Below are 18,018 nucleotides of genomic sequence, written 5' to 3' on the forward strand. Positions count from 1 at the left end.
GACTAAACAGATGCTTCGTACGCTTTTGATAGCCATTCAATAACTTCTTTGTCAACGTCAGATTTATCCTTTAGTTGAATTCTATGGGTGCACATAGCACCAAATGGCCCAGAATCTTCTAACCGTCCTTGTACTTCGACACCTTTGAGTTTCAAACCCAAATCTATTCTTGTTTTAGTTGCGGGCTTAATTAAAGCAAACTGTTTTTTTCTAATTAAACTGACACTTCCTTTTTTTGGTGTAATTACAATATCTTCACCGAAGTTTTTTATTGAGGAAAGAAGCATTTCATAAACGGGCTTGAGTAATTCTTTACCACTATATTGATTTGCAACTAAATCTTCAGAGGAGTTAGGTTTTTCTTTAGATAAAGTGACAATTGTATTTGCAAACCCATGTGTTACTCCATGTTCGGTTTTCAAAAACTTTACAGCCATTGAATGTTTCTCAAAATTCTCTTTATCCAATATTTGGATCCATTCTTCCAACTTCTTACCTGTTTTCTCAGGCATATTTTCAATCATTGTTTGTAGCGCTTTATCCATATACTCCACCTTTTGATTCAAAACAAAACGCCACGTTAAGCGGACAAAAATTGTGGGTTATAATGTGTAGCGAAGCGAAACGTAACCCACTGTTTTTTGTACATTTAAACGCCTTACAGTTACTCCGTTCCATTAATTAATCAGTTTACCTAACTTCTTAATAGGTGGAATATGCTTCTGTTGCTTACGAATATTTGAGCGAAAACATTCGATGCTTATAACAAGACTTTCGAAGCAACAGAAGTCACTTGTTTCAATACGCATACTCAGGGATTGCCGTCTATATCGACTATCTATAAGACCTGCGAGAAACAATACTACTACCATATCCCATGGTTAACTTTACGCTTTGGAGTTAAAAAATGAAAGTTTTTAATCCTGCAGATTTTGCCGCCCTTATCGCCATCGATTGGGCAGACCGTAAACACGATGTTTGTGAACTCGAACACCAAAACAATACCCCCATTTTCACTGTTATCTCGTCTAAACCTGAGGCAATCAATGCTTGGGCGAATGCGTTAAAATAAAAATATAATGGTCAACTCTTTGCTGTCGCGTGTGAATTAATAAAAGGCCCTTTGATTTCTGCGCTCAATAAGTTTAAGTACATTGTATTATTTACTATCAATCCATCTACGGTAGCAAAATACCGAAAGACATTTACACACAGTGGGGGCTAAAGGTGACCCAACAAATGCAGTTATCAAAACGGATTTGTTGCTCTAATAGTCAGTTATTGGCTACAAATTTAACGTAGATAGACGCAAAAATAACTTACGGAGTAACGTTGCTTACCCTGTGTTGGGTGTCTTTGCCTAGAATCGGAATAAACTAAGTGAAAGGCCATGTGCTTTTTGCTATAACATATCAAAATTATTTAAATAATAACCTCGTTAGGACTATACATGACCCTCAACCGTCTACTTGTTGGTTTAACCATTGGAACACTTTCCATGTTAACCACAGCCTGCTCCACTTCTATAAAAAAACAAGCAACAACACCCGTTGTTTCAACGACTACAGCACAGACAAAACCTCAAGGTTTAGTGGTAGCAACGTGGAATACAGAGCACTTAGCCTTTCCTATTTCTGACGGGTGCCGAGCTAGAACTGAAGCAGAAACTACCCAATTAAAACAATATGCTAAGTCATTAAATGCCGACATTGTCGCTTTACAAGAAGTTGCCTCTTCTGAGGCGGTTGAATTACTCTTCCCAAAAAGTGAATGGAACATCATTATTTCAACCAGAGCTGACAGCAAAACTTATGACTGTCGTAAAACGGCTGCAAAATCAACACAACAAAAAGTAGCCTTTGTCGTACGTAAAGATATTGAAATTTTAAATACTAAAGCCTTTGACGCACTAGCTCTACAGCGCCCTGGCTTACGCTATGGTTTAGAACTCACGATTAATTCACCTTTTGGCGCAATGACATTACTTAATGTTCATATGAAAAGTGGTTGTTTTGTTGACAACTACTCACGAGCTGACTCTGATGCATGTAATATTTTCGCTCAACAAGCCCCACTTTTAGACAAATGGGCTGAGAAAAAAGAACGAACGGGCATGCCGTATATGATTTTAGGTGACTTTAATCATCGTTTATCTGCACCTTATAATCATTTAACTCGCCAGTTATCTGCTAACGAAAACAACAGCACGAGCAGTCTCGAAAACTTAGGGGCAGACATCATTGGTTGTCATCCCTACTACCCTGCGCCAATTGACCATATTTTAGCAGGAAATATGCCTGAAAAAGGTCTACAAAAAACAGTAACAATGCATTATTTTGACGATATGTCTCCAAAAGCAATGCTAAGCGATCATTGTGCTTTATCTGTTGAGTTATCAAATATCACTTACCCGTTATCCACTGCAGTAAAATGGCAAACCACCAGTAAAGAATACAGCTACTTAACCTCGGTTACCTACAAACGGGCAACTGAGGCATTAGAAAATATGGCCTTACCAAAGACATCATGGGCTGTTGTAATGGATGTAGATGAAACCGTGTTAGATAATAGTCAATATCAAGTAAATATAGAAAAACAAGGCGAAAGCTACTCACCAAAAACATGGCGTGATTGGGTTGCCTCAGAAAAAGCAACGCTAGTACCTGGTGTTAAAGCGTTTATTCAAAGCGTTTTCCAACAAGGCGGAAAACTCGCATTAATCACCAACCGCGATAGCGAGCAAGATAATCACACTTGGAATAATCTTCGTGCATTAGGTATTCCTGTTACAACTGATAATACTTGTGTAATGGGCAGAACTAGTGCAGATAAAGCCGCAATTGACGGCGTGAGCATAATTAACGACAAAGACTTAAGGCGCCAGAAAATACAAAATGGCACAGCTAACTGCTACACACCTAACGGTTCAAGAACATCATTGTTCCCAGAGCTTACAATCATTATGCAAGTGGGTGACAACATAGAAGACTTCTCAGGTGTAACTCAGGAAGAAGCCGATGTGAAAGCACTACTCCCTCGTGCTAATGGTGAACTCATATTACTACCAAACCCAATGTATGGGTCTTGGTAATTTACGCCTAATAGCAAAATTTAAGCGACAAGCGTGAACTGCCCACACCAAAGTGGGCAGTATATTCCGTTCTATTGCTTTACTGATCTAATGGCGTTTATATCGATAGGAACACTCTGTATAAAGTGTGCGCAAGCAACAACAAAGGAAACAGGAGTAATATAGAACATTAGATAATTTAAATCATGACCCCCTGAAAAAAGATGAAATTAGCCGTATAAATACAATTGGCACTAATACTAAGAAAAGAGCAAAACAAGTGTGTTTTTTAATAATACGTTTTATTTCACTATCTGTTATTAGTCTATAGAAACAACCTTTTTAAAACGAGTTAAATTGAAATTTATGCCTAATTTTAGAGACACATAGCATAACTTTGTTGTAAAACTAACGGCGTTTTAAACGGCAAATTACTGTTGGCTAAAATAAGTGAGGCACAACAAAAAGCCAACTGCGGTGTTTAGGCGCTTGTTTTGTCTATCATTCTTCAAGCTTATTTAATAAGTAATTGATTTCATTGATAACAGCTTCTGGCTCAAATTTATGAATGTAGTGCTCAGGCGTTTTAGCAAAAGTAATTTTTATATTTTTTGATAGGGTTTGCATGTTTTCTAAATCTAAAACATAAGATTTTTTAATCCGTTCCCAAACTGCTGGATGCCAGCCATCTGGAATTTTCTTTGGTGGTTGCCAGATTGCATCTCTTGCCCATAACAAAACATAAGGTTTATCACCAAAATCAGAACTATTTTCTATAAGAATTGAGCTTGTTCTATTATTAATATTTTCAATATTATTTGGAGTACCATTCCAACTAGCTAACTCTTTTTCCATTTGGTTGCGCGTTTCAGCATTGTATTTATCATTTACTGGGTCCCATTTATTAATATGACTTTTAAATTGACCGTATAATGAAGGGTCCACAAGTAAAATAGCCGCTACTTTTTCAGGATAAAGGTGATTGAATAGTTTAATGGGGTAAGCACCATAAGAATGTCCAACCATCACAAAAGGTGGTTTAACACCTGCTTTTTGTAATAAAAGATTTTGATGCTCAACTATAGTACCAACGTCATAATGACCTATCGATTTGCCGCTTTTCCCTAAATTTGCTCTGTCATAGACACATAGTGTATTTTTAAGGTGCAGTGACTTTATTAATTCTCGCCACCCATCTTTTTCAACAGTGCCACCTAAACCAGCATTAATGATGATTGCCGGGGAGCCTTGCCCATAGCATTCAATATATAAGTTGACTTTTTCGACTTGAAAAGACGTTGCAATGCTTGGTTTGATTTGCTGCTTACCGTAAGCATTAAAAACAGTTGCCAATATAAATATAAAAAATCCCGCTATTTTAATCATTCCTTTTTCCTTTTTTAATTTATAAGTGTATCCATTTACAACTAAACTCGTTCCTAAAAACATAAACGCCCGCATAAGGGGCTGATAATAGCTTGCTAAAATTTGTAGCGAAGCGGAACCGAGCAAGCTGTTAGCAGTCCCATTACTGTAATGGCTTGTTATGTGTTCAATATCAATGACTTTAATTTACATTCAAGTTTACGGCTCTTAAGTGATAATTTATTACTGTTACTAGCCTTAGTCTTTTTCATTTGTGATACGGTAAAAATCAATATACTGTTGTTAATGTAAGCCTTATTTAAGCACGTTAAAGCAACTTTATTTTTAGTTGATTTTGAATGCTTTAATGAATAACGTGTAATGCTACTATTATTTAGACTTCTAACATCTAGGCTAATGCCTTGTAGCTTATTTTGCTTTATACCCCCCTCTTTTTTGAAAGAGATGAGGAGCATACTCATTTGAGAACCACACATTGTATTTGCCGGAAGGAACTCTATTTTATCTATATAGTTATCTAAAGTACTAACATCGCAAACATTGGCTTTTACCGGAAGACTAAGTGCAATAGAAATGCAAAAAGTTAGATATTTTGAAACCTGACCGAAACTCAACTCCACACTCCTAGGAACACATAACGCCGTTTTAAGCGGCAAATTGCCGTTGGCTAAAATAAGTGAGGCACGAACAAAAAGCCAACTGTAATTTGTCCGACTTGAAAACCCTTGTTAGGCCTTTGACTCGATACTTTCTCGTATTTTTTCTATTTCAGAAACAAGTGGATCACGATCTACTTCACCACCAGTAAAAACTTCGATGTCAATATAGCTTTCTTCAATGACAGATTTACCAGCAAACTCATATTCAGCGGTAATTAGAAACTCTGAAGGACAACTATCTGATGCTTCAGCACCTAAAATAAAAAAGCTTTGGGCTAATGGAAAAGTTAATTCATAATTAGGAGCAAAGCTTTTAATTGGCTTACTAAAAATTTTAAAATTACGAATATTTTTTGTTGGATCTTCCGGTTGGTTAAACTGAAAAAAATCACGATCTATAGATATACGTAAATTGCTTGCAGCGCTTAAACCAGTATTTTTTATACTTAAAGATATAACAGGAGAATGTTTTTTTAATATTGGTTGAATTGTTATATAAGGACGAGTTAACGCTTCTGTTTGAATTTTTGTTTCATTTACTGATTCTTCACTAACTTTAACCATTCTATGTGTTAAGTAAGCATAAATAGCGGTTAAAAAAACTAAGATAGCCGTTAAATAAAACATTCCAAACTCCTCGAGTAGAGTAATCCAATAATTGATGTCACAAATATTCATAAGAGGCCTAACAGCTTATTCATAAGAACCGTTCTCGTAAGTAACGCTACGAACAGGTTCTCATTTCATAAAATTGAAATTTCAAATTATCACTTCTTCTTAACTATATCAACGAGATAGTACTTCCAATTCTCGCTTTCTCCGTTTAAAACTAGAATAATTCTTGATTTACATGCAAAAACGAGAATTCGACAGGTACTGTATAAATAATCATATGGTTTAATGTTTTTTTATTTTATTTAACTAAATTAAGTAATATTACAGTGATAAAAAAGCCCCAACGTAAGTTGAGGCCATTTAATAAATGATTTAAATCTTATGCGTTAATTGTTAATCAATCAATTGATACTTATCTTTAAGCACTGCGATAATTTCAGCTTTTGGGTTTTCACTTAGCACTATTTTTTCGCCTGTTATTTTTTCAGCAATATCTATGTAGGTTTTAGATACTGCCATTAGCACCTGTCTTGGTAACGCGTTACACCCTGCAAGTGCCGTTCGCTCTGCCATACGCTCTTTATTAAGTAAAATATCAGGATCAGGAAAATGCGAAAGTAATAATTGTCTAAAGCCCTCTTTCGAGTTCTCAACAACCTCGCCATTACGATAAGATGCACCATCCCAAATACGTGATGAATCTGGCGTGCCTACTTCATCCATGTAAATTAATTTATCATTACCTGCTCTATCTTTGACATAGCCAAATTCGAATTTAGTATCAACAAAGATTTGGTCAAGCTTTGCAAGTGCCGTTGAAATAACATTAAAACCTTCGGTAAGTAGCTTTTCATATAAAGCAACATCATCCGTTGATTGAAAATTAAAAGCTTGGTAATTATCAACAATGTTTTGCCGCGTAATGTTTACGTCATCAGCTTCAGGCACGCTTGGAATACCCTTTAATATACCTTTTGTTGACGGTGTCATTAACAAGTTCGGTAACTTAGTATCACGTTGCAAACCTTCAGGTAATTGAATACCACAAAAATCGCGTTCACCTTTTTCATATGCGCGCCACATAGAACCAGTAATATAGCTACGACAAATCGCTTCAATCATTACTGGTTTTGCTTTCTGTACTATCCATACAAATGGGTGCGGAATATCGAGTATATGACTGTCTGCTAAGCCTTGCTCTTTGAACAGTTTAAACCAATGATTTGATATCGCGTTGAGCGCAGCACCTTTACCAGGTACGCCACGCATATTGCCTTCTCCGTGCCAAATACAATCAAACGCAGAAATACGATCACTAATTACCATGATAGCAAGTTCTGTATCAGCAGGTACGTTATAGCCTTTTTCTTCAATTAATCGGGCACTGTCTTGTGCTGTTAACCAATAAACAGAGCGAACTTTACCGCTATGAACGGGTAAATCAGTGCGAATAGGTAAATCGTCATTGACGGCTAAAACGCCATTAGCATTACTCATCGTTTAAACCTTTTATAAGTAAGAATCTATTTGTTTAACATCAAGCGTTGGTGATAAACGAATAAGTTCTCTGGTTAGCAATTATATCTGAACTTTCACGATAAAATCGCGCAAAATTTTATAAAACAACCTAGCTATTTAAACAGTTTAGATAAAAAAACTATCAAACTACCTAGCTGTTTAGTTTGAAGAGCATAGGTTAAAGTTCAAGGAGAAATTACACACTTGCACCTTAAACAATTTAGATGAAAATTTTTGCCATTAGTTGATTTAAGAGCAAGGAACTAACGCGCAGCTTACGTAGGTAAATGAGCATTAGTGACGACGCTATTAGAGCAACTCAACAATAAAAATTATCTGTCTAAAAGAAAAAGGACGCCCATGGGCGCCCTTTTCAATACCAACGTCTCAATTATGCTAAAGAAGCTTGCGCTTTTTCAACTAATACAGAGAATGCTGCTTTGTCATATACTGCAATGTCAGCTAGGATCTTACGATCGATTTCAATCGATGCTTTTTTCAAGCCATTGATGAAACGGCTGTAAGATAAACCATTTTGACGAGCTGCCGCATTTATACGAGCAATCCAAAGTTGACGGAATTGACGCTTACGTTGACGACGGTCACGATATGCGTATTGGCCAGCTTTAGTTACAGCTTGGAAAGCAACGCGATATACGCGACTACGAGCACCGTAGTAACCTTTCGCTTGCTTTAAAATTTTCTTGTGAGAACGACGTGCTACTACACCGCGTTTTACTCTTGCCATGTGCTAATCTCCTCTTAATTAAGCGTTGCGAAGTAATTTATCAACTGCTTTCACATCTGAAGCAGCAACCATGCTTTTAGCACGAAGATGACGTTTTACTTTAGTACGACGCTTAGTCAAGATATGACGAAGACCAGCTTGTTTGCATTTGTAACCGCCTGAAGCAGTTTTTTTAAAGCGCTTTGCAGCACCTTTATTTGTTTTCATTTTAGGCATTGATGTAAACTCCACATTGCCATTGAAATTTAGCAACGCAGGCGAAAACAGTGTTTAATGCTGTTCTACTTGTAGGCCTAACGTTACCCGTTAAAAACAATAGTGGTGAGCAGAAATTACTTTCTACTACTTGCTAAAACCAGCTACTGATTATTTTTTCGGTGCAAGTACCATCACCATTTGTCGGCCTTCCGCTCTACGAGGGAAAGACTCAACTGTAGTAAGTTCTTCTAAATCGTTTTTAACACGTGTTAAAAGTTCTATACCCAGTTCTTGGTGGGCCATCTCACGACCGCGGAAGCGTAAAGTTACTTTAACTTTATCGCCACCTTCTACGAAGCGCTTCAAGTTACGTAATTTAACTTGATAGTCACCTTCATCTGTACCAGGACGGAATTTAATTTCCTTAACCTGAATTTGTTTCTGCTTTTTCTTCTGTTCTTTTTGCTGTTTGCTTTTTTCGTAAAGGAACTTACCGTAGTCCATTACACGACAAACTGGCGGTTTCGCCGTAGGGCTGATTTCTACTAAATCGACCCCAGCCTTTTCAGCTGCATCTAAAGCTTCATCTAGTGAAACAACACCAAGTGCTTCGTTCTCTAAGCCTACTAAACGTACTTCTGACGCTGTAATGGCTTCATTCAGTTTGTGTTGCGGTTCTTTTTGACCGCCTTTTAAACTACCTTTGATAGTTTATTCCTCCAAGCATTAAAACAAACAATTTAGCAAAAGGGTTTGAGCGTATTCTCAAACAGCATTTATGCCCGTGAACTTACTTCATCGCTAAGCTTAGCAATAAAGTCGTCAACCGACATTTTTCCTAAATCTTCCCCACTTCTTGTGCGAATGGCAATTTCGCCATTTTCCATTTCTTTGTCACCTACAACTAAAAGATATGGAACACGCTTCAAAGTGTGCTCGCGAATTTTAAAGCCTATCTTCTCATTTCTCAAGTCTACTTTTGCTCTAAATCCACTTTCTTTTAGTTTTTTTACAACTTTTTGACAATATTCTGACTGTTTGTCAGTAATATTCATCACAGTTGCTTGATTTGGTGATAACCACGTTGGAAATTTACCTGAGTATTCTTCAATCAAAATACCGATAAATCTTTCTAATGAACCTAAAATTGCGCGGTGAATCATCACTGGCATATAACGTTCATTATCTTCACCTACGTAAGTTGCACCTAAACGTTCTGGCAACGCGAAATCTAATTGTACCGTACCACACTGCCAGTTACGACCTAAACAATCGAGTAAGGTAAATTCAATTTTAGGGCCATAAAACGCGCCTTCACCCGGCAAGTATTCAAATTCAATACCTTTCGACTTCATAGCTTCAGCTAAACCAAGCTCGGCTTTATCCCACATTTCATCTGTACCAATACGCTTTTCAGGGCGCGTTGATAGCTTAACAATAATATCTTCAAAACCAAAGGTTTGATACACATCATAAACTAATTCGATACACTTTGTGACTTCACTTTGCACTTGATCTTCTGTACAGAATATATGTGCATCATCTTGCGTAAAACCACGAACACGCATTAAGCCATGAAGCGCACCTGAAGGTTCATTTCGGTGACAACAACCAAACTCGGCCATACGTAAAGGTAAATCACGGTATGATTTTAAGCCTTGATTAAAAATTTGTACGTGGCCTGGGCAGTTCATGGGCTTTATCGCGTATTCACGTTTTTCTGATTCCGTAGTGAACATTGCTTCTGCGTATTTGTCCCAGTGACCTGATTTTTCCCAAAGTACGCGGTCCATCATTAATGGGCCTTTTACTTCGTCGTAATCATATTCGTGCAATTTTTCACGAACAAATTTCTCAAGTTCGGTATAAATCGTCCACCCATCATTATGCCAAAAAACCATGCCTGGCGCTTCTTCTTGCCAGTGAAATAAATCAAGTGTTTTACCAATTTTACGGTGATCTCGCTTTTCAGCTTCGGCTAATCGTTGGATGTATGCTTTAAGCTGTTTTTTATCAGCCCAAGCTGTACCATAAATGCGTTGTAGCATTTTGTTATCAGAATCACCACGCCAGTACGCACCAGCTACTTTCATCAATTTTAAATGATGACAGTGGCGCATGTTTGGTACGTGAGGACCACGACACATGTCAATATATTCTTCATGATGGTATAACCCTGGACGATCATCTTTTTCTATATTTTCGTCGAGTATTTCCATCTTGTAGCTTTCGCCACGTGCTTCGAATGTATCGCGAGCTTCTTGCCAAGAAACAGTTTTCTTAACAACATCATAATTTGTTTTTGCCAGTTCAAGCATACGCTTTTCTAACTTGGCAATATCATCTTCATTAATTGAATGGTCTAGATCAATATCGTAATAAAAGCCATTTTCAATCACAGGGCCAATCGCCATTTTTGCACTTGGCCATAGTTGTTTAATAGCATGCCCTAATAAATGCGCACATGAGTGACGAATAATTTCAACGCCATCTTGGTCTTTATTGGTGATCAGTTGTAATTCAGCGTCTGCTTCAATTAATTCACAGGCATCAACAAGTTCACCATTAACACGTCCTGCAATAGTCGCTTTTGCTAAACCAGGGCCGATATCTAACGCAACATCCATTACAGATACTGCATTTTCAAATGAACGTTGACTTCCGTCAGGGAGAGTAATAACAGGCATGATATTTCCTTTCTACAGTGGCGGCGCATACCAAGCGTCGCATGTGGTGTAAACTATAATTAAATCTATCAAGCTTAAGCACATTTATATCGCTATAATATGATTCAGTGAATCAACACGTGAAGCTTGCTTTTATAAGCGTGTGAATATAGGCGATTATCTCTTACAATGCAACGGATAATCGTGCTTTGGCTGATTAATTATCCAGTCCTTTAACGGTATGCGTGTTAAGATCACCATTATGAAGTTATTAACCTATTTAAGCTTATTTTTTTGTACCCTTGTTGAAGCTTCCACACAACATACATGTGGCTATCATTACAACCTAGATTGGAACCTTTGGAAAAGTAATACTGACTATTCTGTGAGTACTGCTAGAATGCCAAATAAGCAGTCAATAGCGCTGCAAGCCAAGATTACCCTACCCACTAAAATCAACCATTTTTATCAATTTTTACATCATGAAGAAAGCGTAGCATTGTGGTTAGCGCGCGCTGAAAATGTTGAAATTACTCAATTGGCAAAAAACCAGTCGATGATAACCACATATTTTTCAGGAGGTTTCTTTATTAGTCCGCGTGTCATGCAGGCAACTTCAACAGTCACAACACACACTGAGCGCATCATGGTCATTAAGGTTGAAAACAAGCCGACTCCTATTACCTTACCTGAAAGCTCGGTATTAATGACCTTGCACTTTGGTTGTTGGAATATAAAACAATTGTCACCTACTGAGCTAGAGGTTACTTATCAATTTTCAGCATCAGCCAATGGTAACATTCCCACCTGGGTAGCGAATAAAGTGGCGAAAAAAAGTTTGTGGAAATCACTCGAAAAGTTACAACAGCATTTTGCAGATTAACTATACTTACCCTGAAAGTATATTGTAAACAGGGGAGCCTATGTGGAACAGCATTGCAAAGTCAATTGAACAAGCAATATCAGGCACTTTTAACATAGAAAAGTATAGCGCAGTAACCGGCGGTGATATCAACGAAAGTTTTTTAATTAGCGGCGAACAACAGCGTTACTTTGTAAAAGTGAATGATAAAGCTAGGCTTGAACATTTTGATGCTGAGGCATACAACTTACATAAAATAAGAGAAAGTGAGTGTATTGCATGCCCTTCTGTCGTTACTACTGGTGTAACTACTGATAAGGCCTTTTTAGTTTTACAGGTCATTGACTTTCATCAACCTTCCAACACACTTTGGCGTAAGCTTGGTGAACAATTAGCCACCATGCATAAGCAAACAAGCCATGGTCAATTTGGCTGGCAGCAAGATAATGTTATTGGCAGTATTTTACAACCTAACAGGTGGAGTAGTAATTGGCGGCAATTTTTTGCTGAACAACGCATTGGTTGGCAGCTGCAATTATTGAATGAAAAATCGATAGTCTTTGGTGATATTGATTTTATTACTAACGCTTGTCATCAAATACTGTTAAACCATCACGTTGAGCCTTGTTTATTACACGGAGATTTATGGCAAGGTAACATTGGATTTGCTAACGAACAGCCCGTTATTTTCGACCCTGCAAGCTATTATGGTGATCGGGAAGCAGATATAGCGATGACAGAATTATTCGGTGCTTTACCGGAAGATTTCTATCATGGATATTATGACACTTATCCACTACCTGAAGCTTATGGGGTACGTAAACATGTATACAATTTATATCATGTATTAAATCATGCAAATATTTTTGGTGGTGTATATGTAGAACAAGCGAAAGCATGTATAAACCGCATATTATCAATGGCGTGATTTTGCTTGAATAATTGAATTGTGAGTAAATTCAAACGCTAATAAATAAGTTGAAGAAAGCTCACGATGAAAGTTAGCAGTTTTCCAATTTATGACCATACTTAGAAGTAAGACAAACAAAGCGATGCACAGCATCTGGGGGGATATAATGCCGCATGATTCTCTTCCACAAAAAGTATCAGATCTTCGAATAGAATGCCCTCATTGCGGACACCACGTTTATGTTACGATTGATCCCACATCAGGTGATCAAGATTATTATGACGAGTGCTCAGCTTGTTGTAATGACATACATTTAAATATGCATATTGACGAGTACCGCCAAAAAATTGAGTTAGCTATCAATAGTGATGAACAATAAACGTGTATTGTTAAAGCTTCATTCGTTCAATAGTATTAACAATAGTAATGGTTTGTTGATCACATTCAATATTTACCAAAGCCCCTATCGATAAGCTAGATAAATTTGTTCTGCTTAGAGTTTCTGGGATCAAGTGCACCGTAAAGTGATCATTTAACACGTCACCCACCGTTAAGCTAATACCATTAACGGTGATAAAACCTTTGGCTAAAACAAATTTTTTCCACTGTTCAGATAGCTTAAATGTCATTGAACAATTGGTTTCAGTTTGTTCGATATGCGTTAAAGAAGCCGTGGTATGAATATGGCCGCTAACAATATGACCACCTAATTCGTCACCTACTTTTAATGAGCGTTCAACATTTACGTTGTCAGCTATTGATAAGCAACCTAAATTAGTAAGCTTTAACGTTTCTTCTATGACATCAAAATGAATTACACTATTGTGTTGTTGCTGAGAAAACTCAACAACGGTTAAACAGCAACCATTTACAGCAATACTTGCACCGAGTTGCAAATGGTTAATTAAAGCGAGATTGCCTTTAATCACTAATCTCATTAACCCATGATTTACATCTGCAGAAATAATTTCAGCTTGTGATTGCACTATGCCAGTAAACATATATGATCCAACGTTATAAAAGTTCCCGCATTTTAGCGCCCTGTTATTTTAAGTACCACAACTAATGCACATTCAAGGCTTTATTGATAATACTAAAAGGTTGATGACCTTAGCGTACCCTATTTTAATTGCTCAATTAATCCAAACATTGATGGGCTTTGCCGATACGGTTATGGCTGGCCGTGTAAGTTCTACCGATATGGCAGCAATTGCCGTCGCTAGTAGTATTTGGTTGCCTATTATTTTAACAATTTCTGGTGTGGTGATGGCACTTGCCGCCATTGTTTCACAATTATCAGGAGCAAATGACTATAAAAAAATAGGTGCAGCAACCCAACAAACCGCATGGATTTCATTTTTCATGTCAGTGGCACTTATAGCGCTTTATTACGGGTTAGCGCCCTATATTCAAGCAAATGTTTCTTTAGAACCACAGCTTAAACAATTGTTATTTGATTATTTAGAATATGTGGTATGGGGCGGCCCAGGCTTTTGTTTGTATTTGGTTTTTAGAAATTATTCTGAAGGTTTATCGCATACACGACCTACCATGATTGTAAGTATTGTTGGCCTACTTATTAACATTCCAGCAAATTATATTTTTATTTATGGTTATGGAGATATACCTGCGTTAGGTGGTGCAGGTTGTGGTATTGCCACTGCTATTGTTTATTGGGTTATGTGTATTAGTATGTATTTGTATTGCATTTTCAGTAAACATTTAAAGCATGCCCCTATCTTCGACAAACTGTATTTGCCTAATTGGCATGAAATAAAATACATTCTTATTTTAGGGGTGCCAATCGCGTTATCTTTATTATTTGAAGTAAGCTTATTTGGTGTGGTTGCTATTATTCTTGCTCCTTTTGGCGCAGAAACCGTAGCAAGTCATCAAATCGTTATTAATTTTTCGGGCCTTATTTTTATGATCCCGTTAAGTCTAGCGATGGCGGTTACTATTTTAGTTGGCACCGCCATTGGCAATAAAAAAATAGAACAAGCCAAGCAAGTATGCACTTATTCTATTGCGCTTGGGCTGTTAATTGCTGTATTCACCGCACTATTAACTGTCGTTTTTAGGGTCCAAATCGCTGAAATATATAGTCATGAACGTGTGGTAATAGAATTAGCAGCCAGCTTAATGTTACTGGCAACCCTGTTTCAATTTTCAGATGCTATTCAAGTGATCGCTGCTGGCGCGCTACGTGGATACAAAGACACGACAGCCATTTTATATTTAACCTTCGTTTCATATTGGGTAGTTGGCCTGAGCGTAGGTTTAGTGCTGGGCATCACTGATTGGATAATAGCGCCTATTGGGCCTTATGGTTTTTGGATTGGTATAATATCAGGGTTAACAACTGCAGCTATATTGTTAGGTTGGCGTTTAAAAGTGGTTCAAGCGCGTTTTGCAACTGAGGCTCAACTAACACGTTAATGTGTTAAAGTGAGCAATTGTTAAGCAAACAGTGACAAAATACTGATAAAACATTTAAAAACGCTTGCAAGACGAATATCAGATCGCTAACATAGCGCTCCGTTAAAGACGAGCCTTCGTCTTTAACGCTAAAGTGGGAGCGTAGCTCAGTTGGTTAGAGCGCTTGCTTGACATGCAAGAGGTCGCTGGTTCGAATCCAGTCGCACCCACCACTTCTCAAAAGATCCTCTATAAGGTTTTAAAATACTGTAAATAGCCGTCTGCTATTTCATAACCTAATGATTCATATAATTTTTGTGCAGACACGTTGTCAGTCGTTGTTTCAAGCCCTATTCCTTTGGCATGAGAGTTAATCGCAAGCTTTTCTGCCCGCTCTAATAACAGTTTCCCTATACCAATACCTCTTGATTCTTCAATGACAAATAAGTCATTTAAGATCCATGTTGCTTGTGCAGATATTGACGAAAAGCTTGGAAATAACTGGGTAAAACCATGCACAGTATTTGCATCGTCAATCGCAAAATAAATGGTTGATTCACCTTTGCTTAAACGAGCAGTAAGAAAGTCTATCGCGAGATTAATATCAGAAGCTTCTTGGTAAAATTGTCGATATAAGTCAAATAAAGGGGCTATTTTATTTGCATCGTCCACTGTCGCTTTATTTATTGTTATTTTCATATATTCACTTACTAGTTGATAAAGAGCACCGAGAAATTTTCTTTACTTTTGAAATTGCAAAACGGTAATTGTAGTCACGGATACTAAATTAAGTACACCAAAATTGTAACAAAGTCGGTAAGATGAACAATAAAAACGACAAATAACAGTGTAAATAAAACAACTTACCCTAAAATGAACAGATACTAAAATTAATAATGGAACCTTGTATGTTAAAGCCAACCTTTAGCAAATTATTGTTAGCTACCGCGCTAACGCCATTTATGACAATCGCAGCAGATGTGTTCACTTCAACAGATATTTTCTCATTAGAATACGCGTCTGATCCACGTATATCTCCTGATGGCAAAACAGCAGTATATGTTCGAAATGCCTATGACATTATGACCGATGGTAAAAACCGAGACTTATGGCTGTTAAATATTAAATCAGGAATGCACGAACCACTATTTTCTGATGATAAGCAATATTCGCAACCACGATGGTCACCTGATGGTAAAAAATTAGCATTTATCAGTAATATTAGTGGCAAGTACCAAATACATATTCATTACTTAGACAGCAATCGTACAGCGATGGTCAGTCAATTACAGACAGGCATCTCAAGCTTAACGTGGTCACCTGACGGTAAGTGGTTGGCGTTTAGTCAAAAAGTCAGTGCACCAAACAGTAAGCTTGCAAAAATGCCGAAAAAACCAAAAGGCGCTAAATGGGCGAAACCAGTCGTTGTGATCGACAAAGCTTATTATCAAGCAGATGGTAGAGGATTGATCAAACCAGGTTATAGTCATATTTTTGTTATCCCGTCTGATGGTGGTACACCAAGACAACTAACCCAAGGGAATTATCATCATAGAGGCACACTGTCTTGGAATAATGCCAGCGATGAAATTGTATTTTCTGCTAACAGACGAGATGACTGGGAATATAAAGGCTTAGAAGGAGATTTATTTTCAGTATCTTTAAAAGATGGTCAGTTAACACAGCTAACCTCTGCGCCAGGTAAAGAATATGGCCCTAGCTTTTCTAATAACGGTGAGAAGCTTGCATTTTTATCAACATCGAATGCATTAAATCCATACCGTAATGCCAAACTCAACATCATGAACTGGTCTTCAAAAGAAGCGAAAATCATCGCTAAAGACTTTGATCGCTCAATAAGAAGTCCACAATGGCTATCAAACAGTAAGCTAGCCTTTGCGTATGATGATTTTGGTAAACGAAAAGTTGCTACAATGACCACCAAAGGAAAAATTACTGACCTAACCGATAGCTTATCAGGCACCACTTTGGGCCGTCCTTATATCAGTGGTGAGTTTCATGCCAATGATTCAGGAAAAATTGTTTTTACTAAAGGGACAAGTCAGCGCCCGAGTGATGTTGCTGTTGTAAATACAAAAGGTAGCGTTAAACAACTGACAACACTAAACGAAGACTTACTTGCCCATAAAACCCTAGGTGAAGTACACGAAATTAACTATAAATCATCGTTTGACGGTGAAAATATTCAAGGTTGGTATATAACACCACCAAACTTTGACCCTAAAAAGAAGTATCCGTTATTGTTAGAAATTCATGGCGGACCTCATTTAGCTTATGGCCCTCATTTTTCAGCAGAGCTACAACGATTTGCAGCTCAAGGTTATGTAGTATTTTATGATAATCACCGTGGCAGTAGTTCGTACGGTGAACGCTTTGCTATGTTGCTTAAATATAAATACAGCTCAAAAGAAGATTTTGCCGATCATAATTCAGGTGTAGATGCCATGATCGCTAAAGGCTTTATTGATGAAAACAATTTGTTTATCGCAGGTGGATCTGCTGGTGGCATTGCCACAGCTTATGCAATTGGTTTAACAGACAGATTTGCCGCAGCAGCCGTCGTTAAGCCGGTGATCAACTGGTTGAGTAAAGTATTAACCGCAGATAGTGGTTTACGACAAATACCTACACAATTTCCAGGTATGCCATGGGAGCACGTTGAACATTACTGGCAACGTTCACCAATGTCATTAGTCGGTAATGTGACAACCCCAACGTTACTGATGACAGGTGAAGAAGATCTTCGCACTCCAATGGCGCAAACTGAGCAATTCTATCAAGCACTTAAATTGCGAAAAGTTGATACGGTTTTGGTCAAAGTACCGGGTGCCCCACATGGCATTGCCGGCAAACCTTCTCGTATGATCGCAAAAATTGAGAATACTTTAGCTTGGTTCGAAAAATACAAAAACAAGCCAAAACAACAGTAAATTTTGAAATGCTGATA

18 protein-coding genes and 1 tRNA gene are annotated in these 18,018 nt (G+C 37.6%); 8 read left to right on the forward strand and 11 right to left on the reverse strand.

Going from position 1 to position 18,018, the window contains the following annotated elements:
- Positions 1–2: 2 nt before the first annotated feature.
- A complete protein-coding gene (locus Q4489_RS07515) occupies positions 3–545 on the reverse strand; it encodes a DUF4287 domain-containing protein (RefSeq protein ID WP_303478609.1) in 543 nt (180 codons plus the stop codon).
- Positions 546–907: 362 nt separating this feature from the next.
- Here Q4489_RS07515 and Q4489_RS07520 point away from each other — a divergent pair, with 362 nt between their 5' ends.
- Positions 908–1,072 (forward strand): hypothetical protein, encoded by a 165-nt coding sequence (locus Q4489_RS07520; protein WP_303478611.1) that lies wholly within the window; start codon positions 908–910, stop codon positions 1,070–1,072.
- Positions 1,073–1,450: 378 nt separating this feature from the next.
- A complete protein-coding gene (locus Q4489_RS07525) occupies positions 1,451–3,091 on the forward strand; it encodes an HAD family acid phosphatase (protein ID WP_303478613.1) in 1,641 nt (546 codons plus the stop codon).
- A 480-nt stretch (positions 3,092–3,571) separates the two neighbouring features.
- On the opposite strand, the gene Q4489_RS07530 is transcribed toward Q4489_RS07525, so the two are convergent.
- The 8 genes from Q4489_RS07530 to thrS all read right to left on the reverse strand — a co-directional run bounded on the left by Q4489_RS07530 (position 3,572) and on the right by thrS (position 10,881).
- Entirely contained in the window at positions 3,572–4,519 is a 948-nt protein-coding gene (locus tag Q4489_RS07530; protein ID WP_303478614.1) for an alpha/beta fold hydrolase, read from the reverse strand.
- 95 nt (positions 4,520–4,614) lie between these two features.
- Positions 4,615–5,070 carry a hypothetical protein gene (locus Q4489_RS07535; protein ID WP_303478615.1) on the reverse strand — a complete coding sequence of 152 codons (456 nt, stop codon included), beginning with the start codon at positions 5,068–5,070 and terminating at the stop codon, positions 4,615–4,617.
- Positions 5,071–5,184: 114 nt separating this feature from the next.
- Complete coding sequence (locus Q4489_RS07540; RefSeq protein ID WP_303478617.1) at positions 5,185–5,742, reverse strand: hypothetical protein; 558 nt, start codon at positions 5,740–5,742, stop codon at positions 5,185–5,187.
- Positions 5,743–6,123: 381 nt separating this feature from the next.
- On the reverse strand, positions 6,124–7,227 hold the full coding sequence (locus tag Q4489_RS07545) for a phosphoribosylaminoimidazolesuccinocarboxamide synthase (protein WP_303478618.1): 1,104 nt from the start codon (positions 7,225–7,227) through the stop codon (positions 6,124–6,126).
- Positions 7,228–7,639: 412 nt separating this feature from the next.
- Positions 7,640–7,996: a 50S ribosomal protein L20 gene (rplT, locus tag Q4489_RS07550; RefSeq protein ID WP_074499380.1), complete on the reverse strand. Its 357-nt coding sequence runs from the start codon at positions 7,994–7,996 to the stop codon at positions 7,640–7,642.
- An 18-nt stretch (positions 7,997–8,014) separates the two neighbouring features.
- Entirely contained in the window at positions 8,015–8,212 is a 198-nt protein-coding gene (gene rpmI / locus Q4489_RS07555; RefSeq protein ID WP_193021437.1) for a 50S ribosomal protein L35, read from the reverse strand.
- 150 nt (positions 8,213–8,362) lie between these two features.
- A complete protein-coding gene (gene infC / locus Q4489_RS07560) occupies positions 8,363–8,902 on the reverse strand; it encodes a translation initiation factor IF-3 (protein WP_303478909.1) in 540 nt (179 codons plus the stop codon).
- Positions 8,903–8,970: 68 nt separating this feature from the next.
- Complete coding sequence (gene thrS / locus Q4489_RS07565) at positions 8,971–10,881, reverse strand: threonine--tRNA ligase (protein ID WP_303478622.1); 1,911 nt, start codon at positions 10,879–10,881, stop codon at positions 8,971–8,973.
- A 241-nt stretch (positions 10,882–11,122) separates the two neighbouring features.
- Here thrS and Q4489_RS07570 point away from each other — a divergent pair, with 241 nt between their 5' ends.
- From Q4489_RS07570 to Q4489_RS07580, 3 genes are all read left to right on the forward strand, one after another.
- Positions 11,123–11,743: a hypothetical protein gene (locus Q4489_RS07570; protein WP_303478624.1), complete on the forward strand. Its 621-nt coding sequence runs from the start codon at positions 11,123–11,125 to the stop codon at positions 11,741–11,743.
- A 40-nt stretch (positions 11,744–11,783) separates the two neighbouring features.
- The gene (locus Q4489_RS07575) at positions 11,784–12,650 is read left to right on the forward strand and encodes a fructosamine kinase family protein (RefSeq protein WP_303478627.1); all 867 of its coding nucleotides are present in this window, start codon (positions 11,784–11,786) and stop codon (positions 12,648–12,650) included.
- Between the two features lie 148 nt (positions 12,651–12,798).
- Positions 12,799–13,011, forward strand: a complete 213-nt coding sequence (locus Q4489_RS07580) for a CPXCG motif-containing cysteine-rich protein (protein ID WP_074499374.1) — start codon at positions 12,799–12,801, stop codon at positions 13,009–13,011.
- A 10-nt stretch (positions 13,012–13,021) separates the two neighbouring features.
- Here the strand turns inward: Q4489_RS07580 and Q4489_RS07585 are convergent, their stop codons facing one another.
- Positions 13,022–13,633 carry a riboflavin synthase subunit alpha gene (locus Q4489_RS07585; RefSeq protein WP_303478631.1) on the reverse strand — a complete coding sequence of 204 codons (612 nt, stop codon included), beginning with the start codon at positions 13,631–13,633 and terminating at the stop codon, positions 13,022–13,024.
- A 64-nt stretch (positions 13,634–13,697) separates the two neighbouring features.
- Between Q4489_RS07585 and Q4489_RS07590 the strand changes: the two genes are divergently transcribed.
- Complete coding sequence (locus Q4489_RS07590; RefSeq protein ID WP_303478634.1) at positions 13,698–15,071, forward strand: MATE family efflux transporter; 1,374 nt, start codon at positions 13,698–13,700, stop codon at positions 15,069–15,071.
- Positions 15,072–15,206: 135 nt separating this feature from the next.
- Positions 15,207–15,283 (forward strand) — tRNA-Val (locus Q4489_RS07595).
- 16 nt (positions 15,284–15,299) lie between these two features.
- Here the strand turns inward: Q4489_RS07595 and Q4489_RS07600 are convergent.
- Entirely contained in the window at positions 15,300–15,749 is a 450-nt protein-coding gene (locus tag Q4489_RS07600; protein ID WP_303478636.1) for an N-acetyltransferase, read from the reverse strand.
- Positions 15,750–16,012: 263 nt separating this feature from the next.
- Here Q4489_RS07600 and Q4489_RS07605 point away from each other — a divergent pair, with 263 nt between their 5' ends.
- Complete coding sequence (locus tag Q4489_RS07605; RefSeq protein ID WP_303478911.1) at positions 16,013–18,001, forward strand: S9 family peptidase; 1,989 nt, start codon at positions 16,013–16,015, stop codon at positions 17,999–18,001.
- Positions 18,002–18,018: the final 17 nt, after the last annotated feature.

Source organism: Thalassotalea sp. 1_MG-2023 (genome assembly GCF_030546745.1).
Taxonomy (GTDB): Bacteria; Pseudomonadota; Gammaproteobacteria; order Enterobacterales; family Alteromonadaceae; genus Thalassotalea_C.